Annotated in this window: 24 protein-coding genes; 10 read left to right on the top strand and 14 right to left on the bottom strand. The window is 61.2% G+C overall.

Going from position 1 to position 24,192, the window contains the following annotated elements:
* Window positions 1-454: 454 nt before the first annotated feature.
* The 5 genes from NG895_RS02715 to NG895_RS02695 all read right to left on the bottom strand — a co-directional run bounded on the left by NG895_RS02715 (window position 455) and on the right by NG895_RS02695 (window position 5,666).
* Entirely contained in the window at window positions 455-1,444 is a 990-nt protein-coding gene (locus NG895_RS02715) for a sigma-54 interaction domain-containing protein (RefSeq protein WP_261360637.1), read from the bottom strand.
* Between the two features lie 434 nt (window positions 1,445-1,878).
* Window positions 1,879-2,796 carry an LpxI family protein gene (locus NG895_RS02710; RefSeq protein WP_252850910.1) on the bottom strand — a complete coding sequence of 306 codons (918 nt, stop codon included), beginning with the start codon at window positions 2,794-2,796 and terminating at the stop codon, window positions 1,879-1,881.
* Window positions 2,797-2,820: 24 nt separating this feature from the next.
* Window positions 2,821-3,909: a UDP-3-O-(3-hydroxymyristoyl)glucosamine N-acyltransferase gene (lpxD, locus tag NG895_RS02705; protein WP_252850909.1), complete on the bottom strand. Its 1,089-nt coding sequence runs from the start codon at window positions 3,907-3,909 to the stop codon at window positions 2,821-2,823.
* 183 nt (window positions 3,910-4,092) lie between these two features.
* Window positions 4,093-4,500, bottom strand: a complete 408-nt coding sequence (locus NG895_RS02700) for a hypothetical protein (RefSeq protein ID WP_252850908.1) — start codon at window positions 4,498-4,500, stop codon at window positions 4,093-4,095.
* A 113-nt stretch (window positions 4,501-4,613) separates the two neighbouring features.
* Window positions 4,614-5,666 carry a hypothetical protein gene (locus NG895_RS02695; RefSeq protein WP_252850907.1) on the bottom strand — a complete coding sequence of 351 codons (1,053 nt, stop codon included), beginning with the start codon at window positions 5,664-5,666 and terminating at the stop codon, window positions 4,614-4,616.
* Window positions 5,667-5,828: 162 nt separating this feature from the next.
* Between NG895_RS02695 and NG895_RS02690 the strand changes: the two genes are divergently transcribed.
* Both NG895_RS02690 and ygfZ read left to right on the top strand, forming a co-directional pair.
* Window positions 5,829-7,055, top strand: a complete 1,227-nt coding sequence (locus NG895_RS02690; protein ID WP_252850906.1) for a nickel-dependent lactate racemase family protein — start codon at window positions 5,829-5,831, stop codon at window positions 7,053-7,055.
* 16 nt (window positions 7,056-7,071) lie between these two features.
* Entirely contained in the window at window positions 7,072-7,911 is an 840-nt protein-coding gene (ygfZ, locus tag NG895_RS02685; RefSeq protein ID WP_252850905.1) for a CAF17-like 4Fe-4S cluster assembly/insertion protein YgfZ, read from the top strand.
* A 1-nt stretch (window position 7,912) separates the two neighbouring features.
* Here the strand turns inward: ygfZ and NG895_RS02680 are convergent, their stop codons facing one another.
* The 5 genes from NG895_RS02680 to NG895_RS02660 all read right to left on the bottom strand — a co-directional run bounded on the left by NG895_RS02680 (window position 7,913) and on the right by NG895_RS02660 (window position 12,569).
* Window positions 7,913-8,401 carry a hypothetical protein gene (locus tag NG895_RS02680; protein WP_252850904.1) on the bottom strand — a complete coding sequence of 163 codons (489 nt, stop codon included), beginning with the start codon at window positions 8,399-8,401 and terminating at the stop codon, window positions 7,913-7,915.
* A 100-nt stretch (window positions 8,402-8,501) separates the two neighbouring features.
* Entirely contained in the window at window positions 8,502-10,199 is a 1,698-nt protein-coding gene (locus tag NG895_RS30520) for an HD-GYP domain-containing protein (protein WP_252850903.1), read from the bottom strand.
* 206 nt (window positions 10,200-10,405) lie between these two features.
* Entirely contained in the window at window positions 10,406-11,449 is a 1,044-nt protein-coding gene (locus NG895_RS02670) for a site-2 protease family protein (RefSeq protein ID WP_252850902.1), read from the bottom strand.
* Between the two features lie 276 nt (window positions 11,450-11,725).
* Complete coding sequence (locus NG895_RS02665; RefSeq protein WP_252850901.1) at window positions 11,726-12,109, bottom strand: hypothetical protein; 384 nt, start codon at window positions 12,107-12,109, stop codon at window positions 11,726-11,728.
* A gap of 103 nt (window positions 12,110-12,212) precedes the next feature.
* Window positions 12,213-12,569 (bottom strand): hypothetical protein, encoded by a 357-nt coding sequence (locus NG895_RS02660; RefSeq protein WP_252850900.1) that lies wholly within the window; start codon window positions 12,567-12,569, stop codon window positions 12,213-12,215.
* A 242-nt stretch (window positions 12,570-12,811) separates the two neighbouring features.
* Between NG895_RS02660 and NG895_RS02655 the strand changes: the two genes are divergently transcribed.
* Window positions 12,812-13,129 carry a secretin N-terminal domain-containing protein gene (locus NG895_RS02655; protein WP_252850899.1) on the top strand — a complete coding sequence of 106 codons (318 nt, stop codon included), beginning with the start codon at window positions 12,812-12,814 and terminating at the stop codon, window positions 13,127-13,129.
* A 17-nt stretch (window positions 13,130-13,146) separates the two neighbouring features.
* On the opposite strand, the gene NG895_RS02650 is transcribed toward NG895_RS02655, so the two are convergent.
* Window positions 13,147-13,638: a hypothetical protein gene (locus NG895_RS02650; RefSeq protein WP_252850898.1), complete on the bottom strand. Its 492-nt coding sequence runs from the start codon at window positions 13,636-13,638 to the stop codon at window positions 13,147-13,149.
* A gap of 456 nt (window positions 13,639-14,094) precedes the next feature.
* Between NG895_RS02650 and NG895_RS02645 the strand changes: the two genes are divergently transcribed.
* Together NG895_RS02645 and NG895_RS02640 are read left to right on the top strand one after the other, a co-directional pair.
* Window positions 14,095-14,334 (top strand): hypothetical protein, encoded by a 240-nt coding sequence (locus NG895_RS02645; RefSeq protein WP_252850897.1) that lies wholly within the window; start codon window positions 14,095-14,097, stop codon window positions 14,332-14,334.
* A gap of 548 nt (window positions 14,335-14,882) precedes the next feature.
* Window positions 14,883-15,827, top strand: coding sequence for a cytochrome c (locus NG895_RS02640; protein WP_252850896.1), 945 nt, complete (start codon window positions 14,883-14,885; stop codon window positions 15,825-15,827).
* 282 nt (window positions 15,828-16,109) lie between these two features.
* On the opposite strand, the gene NG895_RS02635 is transcribed toward NG895_RS02640, so the two are convergent.
* Window positions 16,110-17,120 (bottom strand): DUF1559 family PulG-like putative transporter, encoded by a 1,011-nt coding sequence (locus tag NG895_RS02635; protein ID WP_252850895.1) that lies wholly within the window; start codon window positions 17,118-17,120, stop codon window positions 16,110-16,112.
* Window positions 17,121-17,636: 516 nt separating this feature from the next.
* On the opposite strand from NG895_RS02635, the gene NG895_RS02630 reads away from it, so the two are divergent.
* Complete coding sequence (locus NG895_RS02630; RefSeq protein ID WP_252850894.1) at window positions 17,637-17,939, top strand: hypothetical protein; 303 nt, start codon at window positions 17,637-17,639, stop codon at window positions 17,937-17,939.
* A gap of 192 nt (window positions 17,940-18,131) precedes the next feature.
* Entirely contained in the window at window positions 18,132-18,707 is a 576-nt protein-coding gene (locus NG895_RS02625; protein WP_252850893.1) for an RNA polymerase sigma factor, read from the top strand.
* A 66-nt stretch (window positions 18,708-18,773) separates the two neighbouring features.
* Here the strand turns inward: NG895_RS02625 and NG895_RS02620 are convergent, their stop codons facing one another.
* Together NG895_RS02620 and NG895_RS02615 are read right to left on the bottom strand one after the other, a co-directional pair.
* Complete coding sequence (locus NG895_RS02620) at window positions 18,774-19,211, bottom strand: DUF423 domain-containing protein (protein WP_252850892.1); 438 nt, start codon at window positions 19,209-19,211, stop codon at window positions 18,774-18,776.
* Window positions 19,212-19,266: 55 nt separating this feature from the next.
* Window positions 19,267-20,520, bottom strand: a complete 1,254-nt coding sequence (locus tag NG895_RS02615; protein WP_252850891.1) for a peptidylprolyl isomerase — start codon at window positions 20,518-20,520, stop codon at window positions 19,267-19,269.
* Between the two features lie 93 nt (window positions 20,521-20,613).
* Here NG895_RS02615 and NG895_RS02610 point away from each other — a divergent pair, with 93 nt between their 5' ends.
* The 3 genes from NG895_RS02610 to gluQRS all read left to right on the top strand — a co-directional run bounded on the left by NG895_RS02610 (window position 20,614) and on the right by gluQRS (window position 24,050).
* A complete protein-coding gene (locus NG895_RS02610) occupies window positions 20,614-21,264 on the top strand; it encodes an RsmD family RNA methyltransferase (protein ID WP_252850890.1) in 651 nt (216 codons plus the stop codon).
* Window positions 21,265-21,394: 130 nt separating this feature from the next.
* Complete coding sequence (locus NG895_RS02605) at window positions 21,395-22,267, top strand: alpha/beta hydrolase (RefSeq protein ID WP_252850889.1); 873 nt, start codon at window positions 21,395-21,397, stop codon at window positions 22,265-22,267.
* An 832-nt stretch (window positions 22,268-23,099) separates the two neighbouring features.
* Entirely contained in the window at window positions 23,100-24,050 is a 951-nt protein-coding gene (gene gluQRS / locus NG895_RS02600; RefSeq protein ID WP_252850888.1) for a tRNA glutamyl-Q(34) synthetase GluQRS, read from the top strand.
* The last annotated feature ends 142 nt before the right edge of the window (window positions 24,051-24,192 follow it).

Genomic DNA, 24,192 nt, shown 5'->3' with positions numbered 1-24,192 from the left:
GCGATGGGCGTGCCAACTACCGAATGTCCGCGAACGAATCGACGCAACCGCATTTAGTCAAAGCACTTACGTTCAGGATATTTTTCTCCCCATGCCGCTCGGCAGCTGGGAGAGCCTCACTGGGATGGTGAGAGCGAGTGAGACGGCGCCCCACAACTCTTTGCTACAAAAGCACTTAAGGGCGGATTCACCGACTTGATGATTCGTCACCAGAACTGGGGAGGGGCGGCGGCGTTCCCGTGGGGACCACCCTGGAGGGCCGAGAAGGGAGAGGCGAGATATCTGCTGGGGCCTGAGAAATAGGGGCAGAACGCCATTCAATGCAGAATGGGTGCCACACGGATATCGCTGGCCCGAACCGTGAGCCCACAAGAAAGTCCGGCTGAAAGGTGGTACGGCTCCCCAAAATGGGGACCCGCAGCGAGATATCACCGATGTGGTGGAAGCCGCTCTGTTAGTTGTCGCTCTGCTGCAGCGACTCTTCATCGATCTGCGCCAGCAACCGTGTCATGGTGTTGGCGTGAATGCCCAGCAGCTTGGCGGCCCGACCTTTGTGGCCTCGGGTCGCCTGCAAGGCCTGACGCACCGCGATGCGACGCAGCTTCGACAGGTTGGTGAAGGGCAGGGCGGGGGTCGACGTCTCGCGGTTGCGGGTGGTGGGCAGCGATGGCTCGCAGTCCAGCACGTACGCCTGTTCGATGACGTGGCCCAATTGGCGGATGTTACCCGGCCAGGGATATTCGCAGAATTCGCGCAGCCGGTCGCTGGAGGGCGTCCAGGCGTCGCGTTTGTACTTGGCCGCGTATTTGGCCGAGAAGTACTCGATGAACCGTGGGATGTCGTCCACACGGTGACGAAGCGGCGGAACTTCCAGTTCCACCATGTTCAGACGGTAGTAGAGATCCTCGCGGAACCGCCCAGCCGCTACCTCGGCTTCAAGATTGCGGTTCGTGGCCGCGATAATCTGGACGTTGATTGGTACAGGCTTGGCGGCACCCACGGGGGTGACCTCGCCTTCCTGCAGCACGCGTAGCAGTTTTGGCTGCAATTCAGCGGGCATTTCGCCCACTTCATCCAGGAAGACAATGCCTCCTTCGCCTGCCCGGAACACACCTAGGCTGGCGCCGGCAGCGCCGGTGAACGCGCCTTTTTCGTGACCGAATAGCTGACTCTCGGCCAACGTTGGCGTGAGTGCCGCGCAGTTGACGGGTACGAACATGCGTTCGCGGCGCGGTCCCAACTCGTGCAGCAACCGGGCCCAGACTTCCTTGCCTGTACCGGTCTCGCCGGTGATCAGAACGGGGCACTGCACTTCGGCCGCCTTCTCGGCATGGCTTGCAATGCGAGTAACCCTCGGATTCGAACCCAGAATCCAACTTCTAGGATGTTCGGGCGGCCTTGATAGCAACCGCTCGATCGAGGGTGTAAGTACCTCAGATGCCATTTCTCAGAAGCTCCGCAGGCCTAAGCAACGCCGATAGCGTGCTATGGATCTCTATTCCTAAGTTGCCTTACCTGCATTGGCTAGGTGAAAATTGTTCGACTGTTCCAGCTAAGAATCGTTCAAAGCAAGTCGAACGCCATTCGCGTCACTAGCGGTTCCAATGTCTAAGTAGTCCCGTAAACAATAAGAGTCTGTACCCGTCGCGCTATGCCGCTCGACAAGTCCCAATCCCCAGGCTGCAGTATAGTCACGCCGCGCGAATCTCTCAATCAAGTTGAGTTGAATGCTGAGAAAAAACTGCGCGTTTACCCTATTTTGCGCTTGAATGACGCCTGGGTGCTATTTAAGGGCTGTGTGGCTAGTACGGTGCCGTGGGTGCAGCCGGAAGGATGCCGTAAACCGTTACCAACAAACAACTTAAAAACCGCCAAGAACTACGCGGCGTGGCGATCAGCGTGGCAAGAATGGGCTTCTGGGTCGATGGCGACCACCGTGATGCCCAGCCGCTGGGCCGCCGAACGGAAACTGGAGGCCTCCAACAGGATCGTTTTTCTGGCTTCGATGGCCAATACACGTGCGCCAGCACGGGCCATACTTTCCAGGGTTCCCTGCCCCACGGTGGGCACATCGAAACGCATGTCCTGCTGGGGTTTGGCTGTCTTCACTACCGTGAATCCGCCCTGGCGGCAGAGCTCGCCGGCGCGCGCGATGCAGTGATCGGTGCCCTCGACGGCCTCGACGGCCAGCACTGCTTGTCCTTTGACGCAGACGCTCTGCCCTACGTCGAGCTGGCCCATCTGCTTGGCCAGATGCCAGCCGAACTCCACATCGGCGTATTCGGCCTTGGTAAGCTCGCGTCCGGCCACCACGCCTTCGTCGATTAACAACTGGGGGGCGTAGTCCGTGGCGGGCAGGAACTCGATGCCGTGGCGGGCAAACGTGTCCACCACTGCTAGCAACAGAGTGTCGTCCTTGCGATCGGACGTGCGCGCGACGAAATGGGGATAGAAAGCCTTGAGCGTGGTCCAATCGGGCATCAGGTGCCAGATGGCCATGGGCTGGAAGAAATTCACCTTGTGAATCTTGCCCGCCATCATGGCTCGCTGGACGCCGTGCGAAGCAAACCACCGCGACGCCCAACCGAGCTTCGCCAGGCCGACCCAATCGAATTCGTCGCACACGCGTGCCAGGTTTCCGTCGGCGTGCCCTTTGACTCCCAGGCAACACACGCGGTAGCCATCGCGTTTCAGCGACTCGGCAACGACCATCGGAAACCGACCCCACGCGGCCAGCAGGCCCACCGTGTTGTCGTCCGTCGCAGGGTGGCAATCGGGAGAGGTCGAGTTTGGCATCATTCCGTCGAGGCGATGGATGTTCTAGGCGGCGGGATCCATGGCGGCGCGACCACCCTGCGAGCCGTGCTGACGAGCGGACGATTCGAGATTCTGCACCGACTTACGGATTTGCTTGAATTGCTTCCGCATCTCAGGCAACTTGGCCAACGAGGCCAGCAGGATCTTCTGATCACGTTCGGGAGTCGCGGGAGCTCCGAAGGCCACCACGCCTGCGGCAATGTCGTTCGACACGCCAGCCATGGCGCCGATGCGGGCCCCCTCGCCAATGTGTACGTGATCGCGGACGCCCACCTGGCCGGCCATTACCACGTAGTCGCCGGTGGTGGTGCTGCCGGCGATGCCCACTTGGGCGCACAGCAGATTATGTTTGCCGATCTGGCAGTTGTGAGCGATTTGCACCAGGTTGTCGATCTTGGTTCCTTCGCCAATGCGAGTGGAGCTGTAGGTGCCGCGATCGATGGTCGAATTGGCGCCCACCTCGACGTGCGGCCCAATCACGACATTGCCCAATTGAGCCGACAACTCGTGGCGGCCCTGAGACTGACGATATCCGAAACCGTAGGCGCCAATCACCGCACCGGAGTGAATGATCGCGTGGTCGCCCACCACGGTGTTTTCGTACAGCGTGACGGCGGGAAAAATCGTGACCCCTGCACCGATCTGACAACCGGCCATAATGTGCACGCCGGCGTGAATGGTGGCGCCCGGTCCGATGGTGACGTCGTCGGCCACGGTGGCTCCGGCGCCAATAGTAACGCCTTCGGCCAGTTTGGCGGTGTCGCTAACAGAGGCCGAAGTGGCCACGCCAGGGGCAACCGAGCACCGATGGGGACGATAGAGCTTGACGATGGTGGCGAACGCGGCGTGGACGTCGTCGACCTCGATGGTCGGCTTGTCCTGGCAGGTCAGGCCCGTTGGCACCAGCACGGCCCCAGCAGGCGACTGGGCGGCCTGCGCGAGCCGCTCGGGCTGATCGATCAGCGTAATTTGACGGGGCGCAACTTCGTCCAGCGGGGCAGCTCCGACAATGGTCACCGTGGCGTCGCCGGTCGTGCGACCGGCCACTAGATGGGCCAGGTCGGACAAAGTTCGAGGTCGTAGCTCAGTCATCGGTGGGAATCCTTTCCCCGCAGGTGGAGTCGAAGCGAAAAGCACAACGACGCAAGGCGGCGGTCGGAGTCGACCGAACCTGTTTGCCGCAGCAGTGGGCCGCGATCGTATCCTCTCGACCATTGCCGAGCAACAGCAACCAACAGCGGTGCTAGCAGCACCGCCACAAGCAACCTTCGGCAGCTAATCGGAATTGGTGATCAGCGACCGGGCTTCTTCAAAAAACCGCTGCAATTGCAGGAATTCGGCCATGTCGCCCCCCAGGTCCGGATGCCGCTCTTTGACCATTTCGCGATAGGCCTTCAGCAGTTCCGCTTCGGTGCAAGGCAGCTTCAAACCAAACACGGCCAGACACGGCGGAACCCGTTTGCGACGCTGGGCTTCGTCGGCTACCCAGGAGGGCATGTACCTGACGTAGTTCGACACCACGACCAGGGCGCCCTTCAGCCGGCGATAGTGGGCCCGAATGTCGATGACCAACAGCGACAACCCGGCGGCAGGCACGCCCACCACCAAGGCTACGTATCCCAACAACACCAACATATCGAAGTTGTTGGGCCAGGTATCGTCAACGGCAAGAATCTGCGTCATGGCCCCCGAGTACCGCAGCATAGAGGAGTTTGAATGAGGTTGGCTGCTGCCCGTCAAAAACAGTGTAGTCGAATACGCAGGCCACTGCACACGGTTCGCGTGGGCGTTAAAGACTACTGATCCGCTTCGGCGTCACTCACCTGATCGGTGGAGTCGGCCGTCGACTCTTCTCCGGTGGGCTGCTCGTCGGCAGCGGGGGGCTCGGCTTGCTCGGATGGTTCGGTTTCCTCCTGCGGATCGGCCGAACTTTCCTCGGGCGGGGACTCGGGCTGCGTCTCCGGCTCGCGAAACGCCTCGACGATCTCCTCTTGCCCATCTTCGGCTGGGGCCAGGCGGAACATCTCCTTGGTGGTCTCGACGTCGATGGCTACGTCGTAGAAATTGAATTGCCAGGTGAATTCGGTGAATTCCTGATTAGGATACAGGTGTTTTTGCATCTTTTTGTTGGCGATTTCGATCCTCAGCAGGACAAACGTCTCTTTATGGATCCAGCACACCTGCGGACCTTGGTCGGTGCGTAACTGAACTCGATAGCACTCAGCTGCTTCCTTGCTGGAAGAGTCCAGTTTCTTTGGCGGTAGCAGCACTAATGCCCGAGGAGCCTCCAAGGGCCACGGAGCCTGCTCTTCCTCCGACAACAGGAGAGCCAGTTGAGGAAAGACATCGGGGATCGGACCAGGAAACAAAGCCTCGCGGAGCACCGGATCGGGCGCTACCGTTTTCAGGGTCGCTACCTCAGGTGCGTCGACACGCAGACGCTGAGGCTCGAGCTGTGTGACGACTGCTTCCAGGGTCGTGCCATCCGAACCAACCAGGGCGCCTTGGGGCGGACCGTCCATCATGGTTCGCAGGCGAGTGATCAGAAAACGATTGGGGCGCTGCAACCTCACCGCAAAGGTCGTGGGCGGAGTCTGACGCTTGACGCCATCTTCGGGCAAGATGAAATGCTCGGCGTACTCGGCGTTGTCCAAATACGAATCGGCTTCGCGGTACACCGCGACCATCTTCTGCATGATCTCGACGGCGGTCATGCCATCTTGCCGCTCGGGTTCGCTCGTCGGCTCGGCCTTTTTGCCTGGCTGCGCAGGCTCGCCTTCACAACCAATGCACAGGACCGCCAGCAGCACCAAACAACTACAGGCGAGCAACGTACCCAGTTTCCTCATCGCCAACACCGCTCCAAGAGATTTGCGAACAACCGTAATTCACCCTACCACACGTTCGCATGGCGGACCATCGCCGCTTGACCCCCTGGCGCGACGGCCGATACCATTTTGTACCTGCTTGTATCGGTATTTCCTTTCCTTACTCAATCGTCTGCGTCTGCTATGTCCTACCTGGCTCAAGTCCATCTGGGCGAACTACCACCGCTGGAAATCACGTTGCGCGACGAAGCGTGGCGGGGCGGCGGCGACAGGGCAAATTCCGGCCGCCTCGCAGCAGCCGAGGTCGTCACCGCCACCACCGCCGCGCTCGAAGCGCCGGTTGGCTTTCCGCCGCTCTCCCAAGCCACGGTGCCGGGCGATCTGGTGGCCATCGCCATCGGCGCCAACGTGCGGCACGCGAGCGATGTCGTGCGGGGCGTGATGGCCGCCCTGGAAACCGCAGGCACCGAGCGGTCGTCCGTTCAAGTGGTTACTGGCAGTGTCGAGGAAGCCAACAGACTGCGTGAGCAACTTGACGACCTGACCGGCGATGGACTGGTGGTCGTAGGGCACGTGCCGGGCGACAACGAGGCACTGTGCTACCTGGCGGCCGTGGAAGACGAGCCACTGATGATCAGCCGCCAGCTGTTCGAGGCCGACGTGGTGATACCCGTGGGCTGCGGCCGGATGTCGCAGTCGCGCGATGCCCGTGGCGTGTACGAATCGATCTATCCACGCTTTGCCGATGTCCTTACCCAACGTCGCTACGCGCAGGCCGACGCACTCGATTCGCCCACCGCCGGCATGATCCGTCGCCGCGAGACGGAGCAGGCTGGCTGGCTGTTGGGTTCGGCACTGGTGGTGCAAGTGATTCCCGCCCGAGGAGGCGGGGTGGCGCAGGTGGTAGCCGGCGCTCCAGACGACGTCGCACGCGTGGTGGACGAAACCTGCGATCGCGAATGGGCACTGACCATCGAACAGCCGGCCCAACTGGTCGTGGCCACGCTGGCCGGTGGACCCGAAGAGCAAACATGGGACAATGTCGCCCGTGCGCTGCATACCGCGGCCACCGTGGCGGACGACGAGCAAAGCGCGGTGGCCATTTGCACCCAGCTCGACACCCCACCAGGCAAGAGCCTGAAGAAGCTGATGGCTACCGGTGGCAACCTCGACCGCGCCGCCCAACTGAACGACGCCCAAACCGACGACGCGCAAGCGGCCTGGGAAATCTACAAGGCTCTGTGCCGCGGCCCGGTGTTCTTCATGAGTCAACTGGAATCTGAAGTGGTGGAGGACCTTGGCATGACCCCCATTGCCTCGACCGACGAGCTGGCCCGCCTTGCCCAACGCAGCGCCAGTTGCATCGTGCTGAACGAAGTTCAGTACACCGTGCCAAAGTGGGCCGAATAACTCCCAACCCCAGGCCATGACCATCGACACCAATAAACTGTACTTCACCGACTGGCCGGGCAGCGTGCTCGAAGTCACCGGCAGCGACCGCGCTACGTTCCTGCACAACATGTGCACGGCCGACGTCAAGCAGATGGCGGTGGGCGAGTCGCGCGAGGCGTTCTTCACCAATGTCAAAGGACACGTGCTCTACCACGCCGTGCTGCATAACGCAGAAGACCGCGTGGTGGTTGTCGTATTCACCAACGATGCGGGGCCACTTGCCTCGCAACTCGATCGCTACATTATTCGCGAAGAGGTTGAGCTGACTCAGCGGAAAGAACAGAGTGTACTTGTCGTCGGCGATGATCAGCAGCTTGCCGACAACTGCATCAAGCTGCCCCTCGGCCCACCGACCATGTGGTTGGCCTTGGGTGACGAGGTGCCATCGGCTCTCGACACCGCAGGGTTCGTCGCCGGCGATGCCGCGGCGTTCGCGGCGGTGCGGGTAGCGGCCGGCTGGCCGCAAGGTGGAGTCGAGTTCGGCGAAGCAACGCTGCCGCAAGAACTGAGCCGCGACAGCCGGGCCATCAGTTTCACCAAGGGTTGCTACCTGGGGCAGGAGACCATCGCCCGACTCGATGCGCTGGGCCACGTTAACAAACAGATCGTGCGGGTGCGAGCGCTCGATGGCGCCCAGCTCGCCGCAGGTGCGCAGCTTACGGACGGCGACAAGCAAGTGGGCACGATCACCACCGTGGGCCAGATCGATAACGGCTACGCCGGCCTGGCCATGGTCCGCCGCGGCAGCAACGCCGCGGGAACCCAACTCACCACCGACACGGGCAAAGTTGTTGTGGAATCGCTCGCTGAATGAGTCAGCGCGCGTGCGGCGTGTGGGCCACCTCAATGGGCTTGGCCACGATCTCTTGTATCCACTCGACGATGCGTGACCGCAAGGCGACTCCTCCCTCCGGCACCTGGCCCACCACCCGCAATGTCTGGTTCTGCAGGTCCTGCCGCAGTGTTTGCAGTAGCCGCCGGGCTTGCTCGAGCAATTCGGCCGAGTCGGCGGCGCTCAGTTCGCGACTCACCAGTTGCACCTCGCCGCCGGGCCGTTCGCGGCGCATAGCGACTAGTTTGCCGGCTTTGGCTTTGAGCAGCTCACCTGCCAGGAAGCCACGCCGCAGTTCTCCAGACGAGTTAAAGTGGTACACCGGGTCCTGGTCGACGTACACGCTCACGGCACCGCTGGATCGGAACCCGACGAACACTTCTTCGTAGTCGTCAGACGAGAACACCGCGCGTTCGATAAACGCCACGGCGTCGTCCAGCAGGTCTTCTCGCTGTTGCTCATGCCGGGCCATCGTCGGCGCTCGCTGGTGTAGAGTGGGGCGGTCGGGAGACCTAGGAATTGTCCGCGCCACTCGACTGCTGGCAAGTCACCCACGCGCTGGCCGAGGGTGGTCACTCGCCTTCTGCAACGCGATGGTCTCCCCACTTCTCAACGTCGAGCGAGAGCAACTCGCGATCCTCTTCCACCACCTCGTCGATCTCTCCACGAATCGCAAAAAAGGCTTCCACCACGCGTGGATCCCATTGCTGTCCCGCCTCGCGGAGGAAAATATCGTTCAGTTTTCCAGGCAGCATGCCCGTCCGGTAAGGGCGATCGCTGCTCATGGCGTCGAACGAGTCGGCCACGGCCACGATTCGCGCCAGCCACGGAATCTCTTCTCCCGCCAGACCGTGCGGGTACCCCGAACCGTCCCACGCCTCGTGATGGTGCAGCACCACGGGCAGCACACGATTGAGCTGCTTGACGTCCTTCAGAATCCGATACCCCAGCTCGGGATGCAGCTTGATGTGCTCGAACTCCTCGATAGTAAGCTCCCCCGGCTTGCGTAGCACTTGATCGTCGATGCCAATTTTACCAATGTCGTGCAACAACCCCGACAGATAGATGGTGTTCAGCTGGGTGGCGTTGCAACCGAGGTGGCGAGCCAGCAGCACGCTGATGCGGGCGACTCGCTCGCTGTGACCTCGGGTGTACGGATCCTTGGCGTCGATGGCCGAACTGAGCGCGCGGACCACACTGTCGAAGAAATGGGACTGATCGTTGTACAGCCGGACATTCCCGGCGTGCATGCCCAACGTCGAGGCGACCGACGTCAGCAAACTGGTCTCCAGGTTGCCGAACTCCTGGTCGGGACGGCCAACATCGGGCGTGTGATTCACGGCCAACAACCAGCCCGTCACCACGCTGCCCGCGCGAATCGGCACGCTAATCGCCTCGCGAATCGTGGGGTAGTACCAGGTGGGACTGCTGGTGGCTTCGCGGTCGATCAGCACGGTGGAATCATGCACCTCGGGGCCGAGTCGATCGAAGAACTGATCGAGCTCGGTTTCGGGGATAGGGCACTCGCCGGCATAGATCCACGACCTGCCGGTGTCGTCCTCGCCGGTCGGTGCAATACAGGCCAGCAAGCATTCGGTCGGCAGCACATCGCTCAGCCACTCGACGGCCAGATCCAACAACTGCGACTCGTCGTTCGTAAGCGACAATCGTTCGTTAATGCGATGCAGCAGGTTCAACTCGTCGAATGTCTGCAGCAAATGCTGCGAAACGTTTGTCAACTGATACTTGAGTTTCGCTGCCTGCGAAGCAGCGGCCGTGTGCTCGACCAACAGGCACCCCATTTGCTGCACTGCCCTGGTGGGCCACTGCGGCTGGACTCGGCACCATCGCTGGAGGGCCTGCAAGTCGACGCCCAGCGCATGGGCGGCGGCCGATAGATCGATGGCCGGATCGTAGGGCTCGGTGACAAACACGGCCAGCGCCAGCCGCGTACACCAGTTGCCGTTCGAGGTCGGGATCGGTACGGCCAGCACCGCCAGCGGCGCACAGTCTTCGACGATCTCCACCCGTCCCCGCCGGGCGACCTCCTCCAGCACCGGAATCCACCGGTCGAGGTCAATCGAAAGCCAGCCGGCGGCTACACGATTCAGCTCGCCGGAAATCAAATCGAGCTCCGCAATCGGCACGTCGAAAGCGGTCTTCAATTGCTCCAGCAATTCGGGCAACTCGGGCGGAGGGGCGCAGTTGTAGAGCGACCGCACGCGGTGCGGGTGGTGCTGAATCTCGTTGGCCAGTGCCGAATTGAACACAGACGGAGGGGAGCGTCGCTATAATGCAGGGGGGTAGGTGAATCCGCCAAGCGGACCAATGCAAAAATACCCCATACTTTAAACGCCAAGCCGGCTGCTACTGATTCAACAGCGAGAATCGCCGGAAAAGGAGCGCTCGCGCCGCGATATAGCGGCAGCAACGGTTGCGCCACCCAGCAGCGACTGTAACTGCCTGCAGGCGAACCCTACTCGGAGGGGGGATGGCCTTGGCGGCGGCGATCGCGATACCGGCGGCTGGCCCGCCGCAAGAAAGCCTGGTCGTCCTGCGAAAGGTGCTCGAACCCTTCGAGGTGCAGCCGCGCCAGGATGTCGTCCACTCGAGCGTCTTCGTAATCTTCCTGGGCCTTGCGTTTCCGCTCGTACCGTTCGCGGAGTTGGTCGTAGTGCTGTTCGACCAGCACCATATGACTGGAGTCGTCGCGCCAGATGTCTTCGCCCAGATCGTCGTCGAGTCCCAGCCACTCGTCGTCCAGCACTTCGCCGTCGAGTTCGGCCAGCAGGTACCAATCCCGCTGCGCGGCCACGGCCAGGTAAAGCGACGCGAAGATGGGAATCACCCACACGTAGCTTTCCACCTGCACGATCGAAGCCAGGTACAATCCACAAAACAGGAAACCAACGGCCGTGGCCTGGGCCAGACGCCCCGTGGCCAGCAGTGCCGTGCGTCGCCCCACCATGGGCCACAACAGCGATCGCAGCACAATGGCCACATCAAACGGATAGGCCGGCAGCAGGTTGACCAGGAACAGAATCCAGTTGAGCCACAGCACCACCTTCACGGTGGTCAGGCCGAGTGGGGCGTTGAGCGTAAACTGATCGAGCGCCGAAATGGGGTGCAGCAGCGACAGCACTTCGTCGGCGCCGTGAAACACCAGCGGACAAACCGCGGCCACCACCAGCATCAGGTGCACTGCCGGACCGGCGAGCGCGACCAGTACTTGAGGCTCCGGCTCGTCGGCCAGATCGACTTCGTAGCTTCCGCCGGCCGGACCGACCACCACGTTGGACACTTCGCCGCCCAGGCGCATGGCCACCAACACGTGGGCCAATTGATGCAGCGTGACGCTCGCCAGCCAGACGACGATCATCACCAAACCGATCACCGGCTTGCCGGCCGTCAGCGCGAGCGCTCCGGCAAGACCCAGGAGCAGCAATAGATGGACTTCGACCGCTGTACCATACCAGCGACCTAAGCCGACGCTCCAGGAAAACCCATTCTGCCTCAACATTGTCTTTGATCTGCGCGCGTCCCCGAACAGCCAACCGGCGGCAGCAATGTTTGCTGCCTGCGAGCCATCCAGTATGGTACCACTGTCGCCCGATTGCGGCAAACATCTGCGAAAAAGTGGGGAAACGTAGCTTCGGCGAACCGCCAGAAGGGGGGGCCGTCGCGAGAAACCACGCCACTGGCTGAGCGGCTGCCTGCGGCATCCGGGGGCATCTCTGCCAGGGTTGGCCAATGAAATGCCAGTGCAGAGGCGGGATGCTGAAGTGCTAGCGGTCGTTCAGCGCTCCGACTCCCTCTCCAACTCGGCTACCCTCTGCCGCAGGCGAGCGTTCTCCCACTCGAGCGACTCTTCGCGATTCGGCTGCTCGGTGCTGGCCCGCTGCACAATGCGATCGTCGGTCAGGTACACGCCAGAAAACATCGAGGTTTTCACCGTGGCGTGATGGGTATCGCCGGCCCGATCGCGGTACCGCACTTCGTAGATGCGATCGTTCTTTTCGCCGAACCAGCCACGGCCGAACGGACTCCAGTGCGATTCGAGCACCTCGCCTCCTTGGGAGCGAATGTACTGGCCCACGCGATCGCCATCCATCGCTCCCGCGCAGAGGCGTATCACTAACGCCAAGAATGCGAACAGGATGAAGATCGGCAGCACTTCCATTTGAGTCCTCTCGGGTCAAGACAGATCAGAAACACGGCAACACCGTTGCTCCGGGTACTTCGCCGCACTCCGCCCGATCTTGGCTCGGCTCTAGCGGATGGCGCTAGAAACGGGGAGGCCTGAAGTCCGATTCTTGCCACTGAGGATTGTCCTCGAGGCCCTCCCGGCCTTCGATGAGCATGGCGCGCTCGACATCCATGGGAAACAGCAGGTTCGTGGGCCGCGGGGCGGCAGGCAATACTCGCCACTTCGGGGCGGGTAGCGCTCGCGCTGCTTGCGGCTCAAGGCTGGTGTCGCCACCGGGCAGCGACCGCTCGGACAATACGTCGCTCACCAATTTGTCGGGCAGCGGCTGTGGATCGCTGGCAGACTGTTGTTCCGCAACCAACACCCCAGCGACAAACACCCCGACGACAGCAAGAAACAGCACGAGCGATTGCGATCGACTATCCGGCAACATAGTGCACCCCCCTTGGTACTCGACACAGATACAACAACGGTGAGACGACTCGCGACGCTGTTTGATTCCACCGAATTCACCCGGGTGCAGCCAAACGAATTTCCACTCGCCGCGGGACGAAGGATGGCAGGGGACTTCACCGGCCTGACGTCCCAACCGAAGTAGAAAACAGGTATAGTGGAACCTCGCATGCTGACGTGCGGCGGCGGCGAACGAAAAGCAACTGCACTTGGGAGGTTGAGATGTATCGCGGAAGGTTCCACATCAGCCTGCGGACCACGCTGTGGTTGTTGACCGTTGCCGCGATCCTGCTGGCGTGGGGGGCTGATCACGCCCGACTTGCTCGCCAGCTAAAGACTCCTGTCGTGCAAGTGCGCGCGTATCAGCTGCAGATGAACGCGGTACCACAGGTAATGGCAGCTCTGGAAGACCTTTTCGCTTCGACGAGTTCGAATCCAATCCAGTACACAATCGATGGTAGCGCCAATCAGCTGATCGTCAGCGGCACCGCCGATACCCTCGACAAGATCCAGCAGATTTTGATGCGGCTAGAGCATTGAATGCGGGCGCGGCGATCCTAATGCGCCGGCTCCGCTTTCTTGGTACGGAAACTCAATAGCGAGAAGCTTACGTCGCGGCGTTCGTTGTCGTGGTTCCTGATCTGATTGAGTTGAGCCTTCAATTGCTCAAAGAGCCCAGGGCACTCCTCCTTCAGAACGGCTATCGTCTCGCGGGTGAGCAGTGCCTTGCATTGCAGCAGGTCGCAATCCTCCATGGCGGCATTGTACTGGGCGATAACCGATTGAGCGTATGCCCTACGCAGTTGGGCGTACTTCGTGGCAGCCGTTTCCTTCAATAATTGGGTCAAGGTGTAAGCCCTCGGCAAATCGCCCTGCGATAGAGCTTGCTTGGCCTCGGCGGCGATCTGGTCAGTAAACACCGACAGTGCGGCCTTGCCATCGGCCGCGGCCAGCTGCTTGCCGCGTAGGACGCCCCCGGCGAACACGCCACACAGCACCGCCGCCAGAGTGAACATCAACATCAATCCATAGAGAGAATAGCGTCGCATCCTGCTCGTCCCTTCAAGTGTTCAGCAAACCTGGCGTGTAGATCGTGACTACCCGACAAGTGTAGCCCACCCCCCACCGGTCGAGAACGTCAATCATCACGCCGTGCGCAGGGCAGGCGACCGGCGATCAGGGCAATTTTGTCGAAATGCCGGTCGAGTGAAGGAAACAGGGTTTACAGGATTCACCGGGCCGGGGTCAGATAGTCCCCATCCACACCGTTAACCCCACAAGAGCAGTTTTGCAACCTGCTCAACCGCCGCTACGCGCCCCGCAGCACCCCATGCATCCGGACCATCATGGCAGTTCCTTCGTACCTTCGCTGCAGCCTTCTTTCGCTGTTTTGCATTTCAACCGCTGCTTGCGTCCTTGCCTGGCTGAATACGGTAGCAAGAGTGGAGCTATCGCCGCCTGGGCACAGCGACTTTTTTGGGAAGGACATACGTGTAGGAAGTGTCATGCTGGGCTGGCCAATGCCACACTACCAAAGCGTGTACCCATATTTTGACGTCAACTCGCGACAGGACGTGCTCGACCAGTTACAAGCAAACCCGACGTCGGTGAGTGACAACCCACAATTGATGACCCTCGTTCCCCGCAACCTGGCCATCAATATCACCGTGTCGGTGGGCATTCTCATCGCCACGGCCTGGCTGGGCCCTCTGCTGATCCGACGTGTGTACTCGGCCCTTTGCTAACGATAGCGCCCATGGCGGCGGGACTTGGGCGACGCCCTCCACCACCGTCTCGCGTAAGAAAATCGCGGTTGAATAAGCCCGTCCGTTTGGTCCAATGGCAGCAGGGCAGCGATGCGCACTCAACCGCCAGCGGGAGCCTTTGGGCGGCTGGTCGGCGGGAGGTTGGCAGAGTGGCGAACGTGCAAGCTGCAGAAGTGAGTAGCTGGACTTCATCGTTCGGGTGTCTTCATTCCCCGGGCTTCACAACCCGGCTTCTTCCCACCTGTGAGGAGTTTTGGTTGTTCTGGAGCGCAGGGGGGGTCAAAACCCACCTCGTCTTGGCAACCACCGAAAGCTGCAAGCATTTGTCGCAAAACGACTTGCGCGATTGCTAGGGCACCAAAACCCCTTGAGTTTTGGAACCATAAATCGTCGTGCGTAATGGCGCCCCACAACGACCAAAACCCCCGTGGTCCGACTGGCATCCCGGCTGAGGGTTTCGGCGGTGTTACAATGTTAGGATGTGGTCCGAGTTGGATCTCGACCGCCGGAACCGTCGGAGAAGAGCAATGAAATTCGGTCTGCTAATGGTGTGCCTTGTTGCGCTGGTGGGCCCGTGCGCGACTGCTTCTGCCCAATCCACCAAGGCGACGCGGGCAAAGCCTCCCAGCCAGTGGCCGCGGGACGTGCAGCAGGTGTTCTTCGACGATGCCCGCACCCAGCTCGTAGGCAACCGCCCCGACTATGGCGAGGTAGCCGCCGCTCGAGTGGCAACCGCCAGCGGCAATTCGACGGCCGATTCGGACAGCGACGACAGCTCCTTTGCCTGGAGCCAACTGGTCGACGCCGACACGCTGGAGACCGAGATCAAACGTCAGCTCCCTCCGCTGCAGCCGCTGGTGGCGACACCCGCTGCGTTCAAGGGAGGCGGCTACCGCGATTGTCGCAATCGCTTCACTTGGCTGGCCACGTTATTCACCGTGGCGGGCGACTACGACCAGCGGGTCCGCTGGCAGGACACCGCCACGGCGCTCGGTCAGTTCTATGGCCGTGCGGGAGCCAATTGCAAAGTGGGCACCGATCAATCGTTCCGCGAGGCTCAACTGCGAGTACAGGACCTGGGCGACCTGGTGCGTGGCGGTCGGCCCGACGTGCCCGAGGCCAAGCCGGATGTGGGTTGGGACCAGATTGCCGACCGTTCGCCGCTGATGCGACGGATGGAAACCTGCCTGGGCGAGGGCATTTCGCCCAAGGCGTCCGACGGTCGCGCCCTGGCGAACAATGCCGACGACCTGCGGCACGAGGCCCAACTGATGGCTATGATGGCCGAAGTGATCATGCAGCCCGGCTTCGACTACGCGGACGACGAGTCGTACCGCAACCACTCGACCCAGCTGCGCGAAGCGTCGGTGGCGCTAACGCAAGCGGTCGATCTGGAGAACTTCGAGGCAGCCCGAGAAGCCATCGGCAACATGCAGAAGGCGTGCAGCAATTGCCATGACGAGTGGCGGTAATCAAGCAAGACAGGCGCACTGCAAGTTCATTCTCCTCACCCTCCATGATGAACAAACTGCCCCTCCTTGTTCTCCTGGCCCTGCCCGGATTGTGTCTCAGCGCCCCGGCCTGGGCATTGTTCGCATGGAGGAATCGGCATCGTTCAACGACGCGGGCGAAGTGGCGATCATCGAACTGCTGCGAGTTGAGACACCCAGCGAGTGAACGACATCGACTTCCTGGCGCTCGCCGTCCGGCAGAATTAAGTATCCTGGAGTGCGTTGGGCTCTGGGGTGTGATTACTAGTAGTCGGAGTCTTCCAGGATAAGCGTGCGGTACGGCGAGTTGGACTTGCGTTCGTTGGGAGTCATCAACGCGCGATACACCTTGTAGTCGACATTCTCGCGGAGGAACTGAGCCCTGCCACTGGCGAACACGACGTTCACGCCGCCTGGATGATTGCTGGACGGACGCGCGTCGGCCTCCTGCTGTTTTTGGTAGGGGATCGTGGCGCTACTGCTACTGCGGAGCGGCGACGCGTCGTGGTTCGTACAGGGGGTCGTGTTCGAGGGGCAATCGGCGTTGCCACTGTTAATGAAGCGGCCCGAGGTATCGGAGGGGTACCAGCGAAAGGTTGGATTCCACAGGTGGTCCTTCTGTTCCCCGACGAACTTCGTATCGATTGGATCCTCGATGCTGCCACCAGCAGCGAAGCCCCCCCAACCAGCGTAGTCGAATCGGGTGGCGTCGAGGTTCTCGGACAAACTGAGCGTCGTATCCTGCCCATCGAACCAATGGCCTTCCAGCATTGACACCTTACCGTTGACCGCTTGATTGAGGAACGGACCGTTGGCCGTGGTCTGCGCGGCAATCGGCCCCGCCATGCCAGCATTGCAGACGATGCTGGTGGCCGCGGCGGTTCGCTGCTTGGTGTCTTCGCTGGGGCAGAGGAATACGGCCACAAACGTATCGGGGCGATTGCCCGCGGTGTAAGCATCGCTGAGCTGCACCAGTTCGATATCGTCGAGCAATGCTACCGCCCAGGTCCGGTACAGCTCGCCACCCCCCAGGCTGGACAGGCGTTCGACGTCCAACGGCTCGATGGCACCCGGCCACCGCCGCATGCGTTCGTCGAAAGCCAGGGTGGCCAATCCCAGTGGCCGCATGTTGTTCAGGCACTGGGTTTTCCGCCCCGATTCGCGGGCGGCAGAAACCGCTGGAAGCAACAGGGCGACCAGGACTCCAATGATGGCAATGACGACCAACAACTCAACTAACGTAAATGCTCGAGACGCACCCCTGACGCGAAACATGGCACCACCTATCTAGCCCTTGTGTGATGTGAGAACCGCCCCCCAACGGGTTCTCACGATGCACCTGAGTTCGCACGTATCGGTGGGGTTATTTCGCGGAAATGCCCCTGGCGACAAATTGCAAGAAAAGGAACGTCGGTGGCAACTAAACGGAAACAATAGTGGACCCAAGTGTCTACTAGATAACAGCTTACGACTTTCCCGCAGAAATAATTTGACGAACGCGAACCTTTGCTGCGAACCGGATGTCTAACAGCACATACCGGCGAATTTGGTGCCCCCACGGGGGTCGATTCTGCCGATACTTACGGGGCGGGACAGGGTTAAGATCTCCGGTAGCAGCCGGAATCATATTGACCCGGCCTGCCCGCCGTGGGATGTTTTAGTTGTGGGAGTGTCGTACCCCGGGTCAGCAGCCCAGGGACTCGCTCCCCGCCTTTCGGGAGCCCCTGCTTCCGGCTCCCATTTTTTGTCCCCATTGTTCTCTAGCAGCGCAACCCGCGCAGCGAGGGTGAGATGCTTACGATTATCGCCGACAACACGATGAATTCTGGATCGATCGCCGATCGCCAGGACGCCATTGTCGTGACCGCGTCGACGATTTGTCGTGGGATCGAACGCCTGGCCGCGCATCTGGTGCGCGTAGTGGTACCGGTAGTGGTAGGAGCGCATGCGTATTGCGCACCCTGCCCAGCCACGAGTTGCCAAAGCTTTACAGGTTTAAAGCGCTGGCAGCTCGGCCTAGGTGGCAAACAGCTATGGCTGATGCCCCAAGGCCATGGCTCACCGATGGGCTCCGGCAGACTCATAGCCGGCTGAACCGCCTGAGAGGTCGATCGACAGGACCTCGTAGCGGAAATCAGAACCAAGCCCTAGCGAGCTGGCCCCGGCGCCAACTCGGCTAGCGATGCTGCATTTGCATGCATCCAGTCAGTTCGGCCCCCTGTCCGGCAACGACCCCACTTGCTGCTATTCAACTCGGCGTTGAATGGCCTTCACAGGAAGAGAACGATGACCGCTATTGAACTTTTGAACTTGACCGATGCGACCTTGCACGAGTTGGTGACTGCCGCGCTCGATGGAGATCGGGCCGCGCAGGGCGAGCTGGTGGAGCGTTACGAGGGCATGGTCATGAGCATCGCCCTCAAGCGGCTGGGTAACTACGCCGAGGCGCAGGAACTGTGCCAGGAGGTCTTCGTCAAGGCGATCGACCGACTGCACCAGTTGCAGGAGCCGGCTGCGTTCGGTGGTTGGCTGCGAGCGATCACCGTGCGCATGGCCATCAACCGCCAGGTCCGGCGCCCGCCGACCGTTTCGGCCGAGCCGCAGACTCTGGCCGCAACGTGCAGCGACGGTTACACGCCGCTGGATAACGCGGTGCGGGTCGAGCAGGTTGCCCAGGTCCGCAACGGTTTGAAGCGTCTGGGTGCGATGGACCGCGATACGCTGACCGCGTTCTACCTGCGTGGCGAGTCGCTCATCGAGATGAGCGAAGCCACCGGAGCACCGGTTGGTACCATCAAGCGGCGTCTGCACGTCGCTCGTAAGCGACTGGCTGCCGAGCTCGAAACCCTGCAAGCGGTTTGAGCAGGCACCAGACGCGACAACTTGAAGTCCGCGAGTAGCCCCGGGCAACGCTGCCTGGGGCTACTCTTATTTTTGAGTGCTTTGAGTCGACTTGCGGCGCGCGGCCACCGCCAGCGACGCCCAGGCGACGATCATCAGCGTGCCACCAAACGGAGCAATCGCGCCGAACGTGCCCCGCAGGTCGTCTGGTACCAGGGCCACCGCATAGACCGAACCGCTGAACAGCAGCATACCGACCAGCATGCTCCAACAAGCGAGCAACAGTGCTTTGCACGTCGGCTGGCGGTCGGCCACCAGGGCGGCCGCGACCAGAAAGAATGCCGCGTACATGTGGTAGCGAGCGGCCGTCTCGAAATCGGCGAGCCGCTTGGCCAGATTCTCCCCCTCGAACCCCTGCCCCTCCAGGTAGTGCGGCACCCCATGGGCGCCGAACGCCCCCAGGACGACAGCCAGTGCACCTACGATCGAGGCCACCAGCAACCAACGTCGAGCTTGCTGATCCATGGACGTCAACTTACCCCAGTGGGGCATGGAGAGTGGTTGGGGAAATGTCCACTACCTAATCCGGCAGCTTTTCGAACTGGTAGTCGTGACCGCGGTCGCGAAGCACCTCGGCCTTGATGATCTTATCAGGCGCGGGCAGCGGCGGCTGGGCCGTGGGGTCACGCCGTTGGATCTTACCCAGAACCTCGATGCCCTCGACCACGCGGCCGAACACCGTGTGACGGCCATTGAGCTGGGTGGTGGGGATGAAGCAGAGGAAGAACTGCGAACCGCCCGTATCGGGCTGACCGGTGTTGGCCATGCTCAGCGAACCGCGAAAGTGCTCGCGGGCGTCGGGACGATCGAACTGGCTCTTGATGTTGTAGCCCGGACCACCGGTGCCCGTTCCGGTGGGGTCACCACCCTGAGCCATGAAGTGAGGCAGCACCCGGTGGAACGGCACATCCGTGTAGAAGCCATCCTTCGCCAGGTTGATCATGCTGGCAGTGGCAGCGGGGGCCTGGTCTTCGAACAACTCCACAACGATATCGCCTTTGGAGGTGGTGAACTTGACCCGCGGCAAATCGCTTTTGGCCGCCTCGGCTTCGCGAATCTTCTGCTCGGCCTCCCAACTGGCCTTCATCTGATCCAAATTCATCAACCAGGCACTGGCCATTCCCAAGACCTGAGCTTCGTCTTGCGACTCGGGCTGGACGGTCTCGAAAATCTGTTGGTCCTTGGCCGCATTCAGGTATTTCTCAGCGGTGTCGAAATCGTTCACGCACACAGCCGAGAATCCACCCAAGATCAGCAACTCCTTATCGGGGTGGCCTCCCTCGACCAGGGCCTTGATGATCGGCATCGCCTGTTCGTATTGGTCGCCACCGAAATAGTTGCCTCCTTTGGCTCCCTCAGGGGCCTCGCCCACCACGAAATGCTTGGCCATGCCGAGGAGCAGGTCGGAGACTTCTTCGTTCTCGTTGGGCGCCACTTTGTACAGTTCGAGAGCAGCCTGGGTCCAAGCAGCCATCTTTGCCCGAGCCTGGTCCACCACGCCCGGCAGCTCGGCATTGATCTGCTTGCGGCGCGCCTCGTCGGCCGACTGATACTCGCCCCGCAAGGTCTCGATCTTTTTGAATACCGACTTGTAATCGGCCGCGGCTTGGTCGTAGGCCGCCTGAGCTTCTGCCACGGTGGGAGGTTGAGCTGGCGTCTCCTGAGCGGCGACTTGGCGAGTGCACGCCAAGGCGATGACGAACAACAGCAGCAAAAGTTGCGGGTGGCGACGCATGTTGGTTCCCTCCACGGGGGCCTCGGGGTAGGTTAGCATCTTGATTGAGGAATGATTTCGAAGCCATGGCCTCGAAACAAGCCTGCAAGATACCACATCTCCACATCCCGCCCCAACCGCCCCCTGATCGCCATGAAGAGGCAGCACAAGTCCACCGAGTCCGCCGGCGAAGGGCGTGAAACCGAGGTCCGCATCATTGGGGGTCGGTTCCGTGCCAGCAAGCTGGCCTACCACGGCGACCCGGTGACCCGACCAATGAAACACCGCGTTCGCGAAGCGATCTTCAACCTGATTGGCACCGAATCCGAAGGACGCCACGCGCTCGACTTGTTTGCCGGCACCGGCGCATTGGGGCTCGAAGCGCTAAGCCGCGGAGCCACGTCGGCCCTGTTCATCGAACGGCACATCCCCACGGCCCGCGTGGTTCGGGAGAATATTGCCCACTTGGGTGCGGGCGACGACTGTACCGTGCTCGAGGCCAGTGCCTTTGTGTGGGCCAGGCGCGACCTGCCCGACGGAGCTACGGTGCCCGACGCCTCCTGCCCCTGGCTGGTGTTCGTCAGCCCCCCGTATGCCTTTTTCGTCGATCGCCAGCAGGAGATGCTGGACCTGATTTCGAGTGTGCTGCAGCATGCCCCGCCGAAGAGTACCATAGTGGTGGAGGCGGACGAACGTTTCGACTTCACGCTGCTTCCCGGCCCCGTGAAAGAACACCGCAGCGACGATGGCTGGGACGTACGCACCTACGCCCCCGCGGTGGTGGGAGTGTGGCGGAAGGAGTGAACTGGCGAGCGCAAGCCCGTCGGGATCATGGTAACTTGGCACCAGCAGGCGGTGGTTCACAACTCCAACAACAGGCGAAAACGCGATGCGACAGCGACTCCTTTGGACATGTTTGTCAGTAGCCTTGGCGATGAATACCTCTTCGGACGCGCAGCAAGAGATTCCGCTGTGGCCCGAGGGCAACCCAGCCAACCAGGGCACGGGCGAGGCCGTTACCGAGCCAAGCCCCAATCGCCTGGTGGTTCACCATCGCCCCAGTGTCGACATGTATGTGCCGGAAAAGTTTAGCACCGGTGCGGCAGTGCTGGTCTGTCCCGGCGGAGGCTACGGCGTGCTGGCCATCGATCACGAAGGCGAGCAAGTGGCCCAGTGGCTCAACGCCCGAGGAATCGCCGCGTTTGTATTGAAGTACCGCTGCGGTGGCGGGGAGAATGGTCACCCGGTACCGTTGAATGACGCCCTACGCGGAATGCGCCTGATTCGCTCGATGGCCGAAGAGATCGGCATCGAGCCCGACCGCGTTGGTGTCATGGGATTCTCGGCCGGCGGGCACTTGGCGTCCAGCGTTTCGACACTGTGGGACGAAGGCAACCCCGAGGCCGACGATGCCATCGACCGACTTTCCAGCCGGCCCGACTTCTCGATCCTGGTGTACCCGGTGATCTCGATGCGAATGGTCGCTACCCATAGCGGCTCGCGACGCAACCTGCTGGGCGACAATCCCGACGAGGCACTGGTGGCCAAGATGTCGACCGACGAGCAGGTGAACGACAAAACACCACCGACTTTCCTCGCCCACGCCAGCGACGACCGCGGCGTGGTGCCGGCCAACTCGATTCAGTACTTCGAGGCCTTGGTGAAGCACGGTGTGCCATGCGAGCTGCACATGTACGAGCATGGTGGCCACGGCTTTGGGATGAACACTCTCAAGACCAAGCAGAACCAGTGGCTGGACGACCTCGACGTGTGGCTCCAGCGGCAGGTCGGTACCGACGACCAGTAACCGGAAGCTTCGCCTACTGAGAATCGAAGCGGCAGTTTCCCACTGGTAGAGTGATTCTGGGACAAGCCTGATACGGAAGGTCGCCGAAGGTCTCCACTTGGGTATCGCAAAGGATGCTGAAGACCTCACCTCACTGCAGTTGCATGGTGTCTCCCATTTCATCAAGTGCGTTAGGAACCTGCCTTCGTCCCACGAGAATGGACTAACCTATCTCCGACTGAATCTCGCAGACCCTGACAATGGGCTAAGAGCGTGCTTGGATCTGGCATGCGAGTTCATTGACACCGGGGGGAGGTCTGGAAGTGCCCTCGTTTTCTGCCAAGGGGGAAGCTGATGCGGGCAGATGGCACTGTCGTCCTGTATGCAGCGACGGCCGAGGCGGCCATCGTACCGGCGCTTCAATTCTCTGGTTTCCAAGTCACGCGTGTGGTTTTCTTACACATGCTGTGAGACAATGCGAAATTGGAGGGTGCGGCCAAGTTGCCTGGTAGGTGATTCGCTGTGCGAACGGGCGGCCCGAACTCTTGGGTGTCCGGGTAGCGGTGTGGTGCGCGCCGGGAGATCATAGGCGAGGTGCGACGAGGCGCGGAGTTTTGTCGCAGTTGGAGTTTTGTCGCACCTGCGGCGAACCGCGCGCAACACCCCGGGGCTCGCTGGAAAACGAAATCAACGTAAACTGTTTCTACAAAACAGCTTGCGAATAGTGCCGCACATGCCGCTAGCGGCCATAAAGTCGCAGTGAATCGTGTTGGCGGCAACTGCGACATTACTGCGACAAAACGGTCCGCGACAGGCGACTGAAGTGCACCAAGCACACGAGCAAATTCACCCTATGACGCACCGTACCCGACTAGCCCCATCGCCCACCGGTGCCCTGCACCTGGGTAACGCGCGGACGTTCCTGGTGAACTGGGCTCTCGCGCGACACCAAGGCTGGCAGATCGTGATGCGGATCGAAGACCTCGATGGACCGCGTGTGAAGCACGACGCGGCCCAGCAGGCCATCGATTTACTCCGGTGGCTGGGCATCGATTGGGACGAAGGTCCGGTGTACCAAATGACCGACCTCGAGCCGTACCGAATGGCGTTGCGAAAACTAGCCGAGCGAGGCCTTGCCTATCCCTGCAACTGCACCCGCCGCGAGATCGAAGCGGCCAGTCGGTCGGCTCCTCACGCCGACGAGCATGAGCTCCGCTATCCCGGCACTTGCCGCCCTGCGGAGCCACGTTCCATCGCGGCAGCCAGTATCGAACTGGAGGAATGTGGCTGGCGGTTCCGCGTGCCGGACGGGCCACATCCTTTTGTTGACCAGTTTCTCGGAGAGCAGCAGATCAACGTGCAGCAAACGGTCGGTGACTTTCAGATCTGGACCAAGGGCGGCCTGCCCAGCTACCAGCTAGCGGTCGTCGTCGACGACGCACGGCAGGGCATCGACCGCATCGTGCGGGGCAACGATCTGGTGACCTCCACCCCACGTCAGCAGTTGCTGGCCAATGCCCTGGACGCCGACTACGCGCCGCAGTTCTGGCACCTGCCGCTGGTGCGAGGCACCGATGGCAAACGCCTGGCCAAACGCCACGGCGACACGCGCCTGGTGCACTACCGCGAGCAAGGCGTCGGGGCCCAGAGAATTATCGGCTTACTAGCCGAGTGGTGTGGCTTGGGGCCGCGACGAACGCTAACGGCGGAAGAATTTGCCGCAGGTTTTGAAATCGAGAATTTGTCGCAACAAGACGTCCTCTTTCATCCAACTGACGAACGTTGGCTGTTTGGTGAGAGCTAGCGCTTTTCCGGCAGCTATTCTCTATGTGCACCGTGAAAAATATTGCACGTTCCGCTTGGCAAATCCCTCTTGCAGCCTCAAGTACTATCCTCAACACTGCTCGCGATTTGATATTCTTGTTTTCCCTAGCTAGTGGAGAAAT

Source organism: Aeoliella straminimaris (genome assembly GCF_024054565.1).
Classification (GTDB): Bacteria; Planctomycetota; Planctomycetia; order Pirellulales; family Lacipirellulaceae; genus Aeoliella; species Aeoliella straminimaris.
Note: the sequence above shows the minus strand (reverse complement) of the source record. Positions and strands in the feature narration are given on the sequence as shown.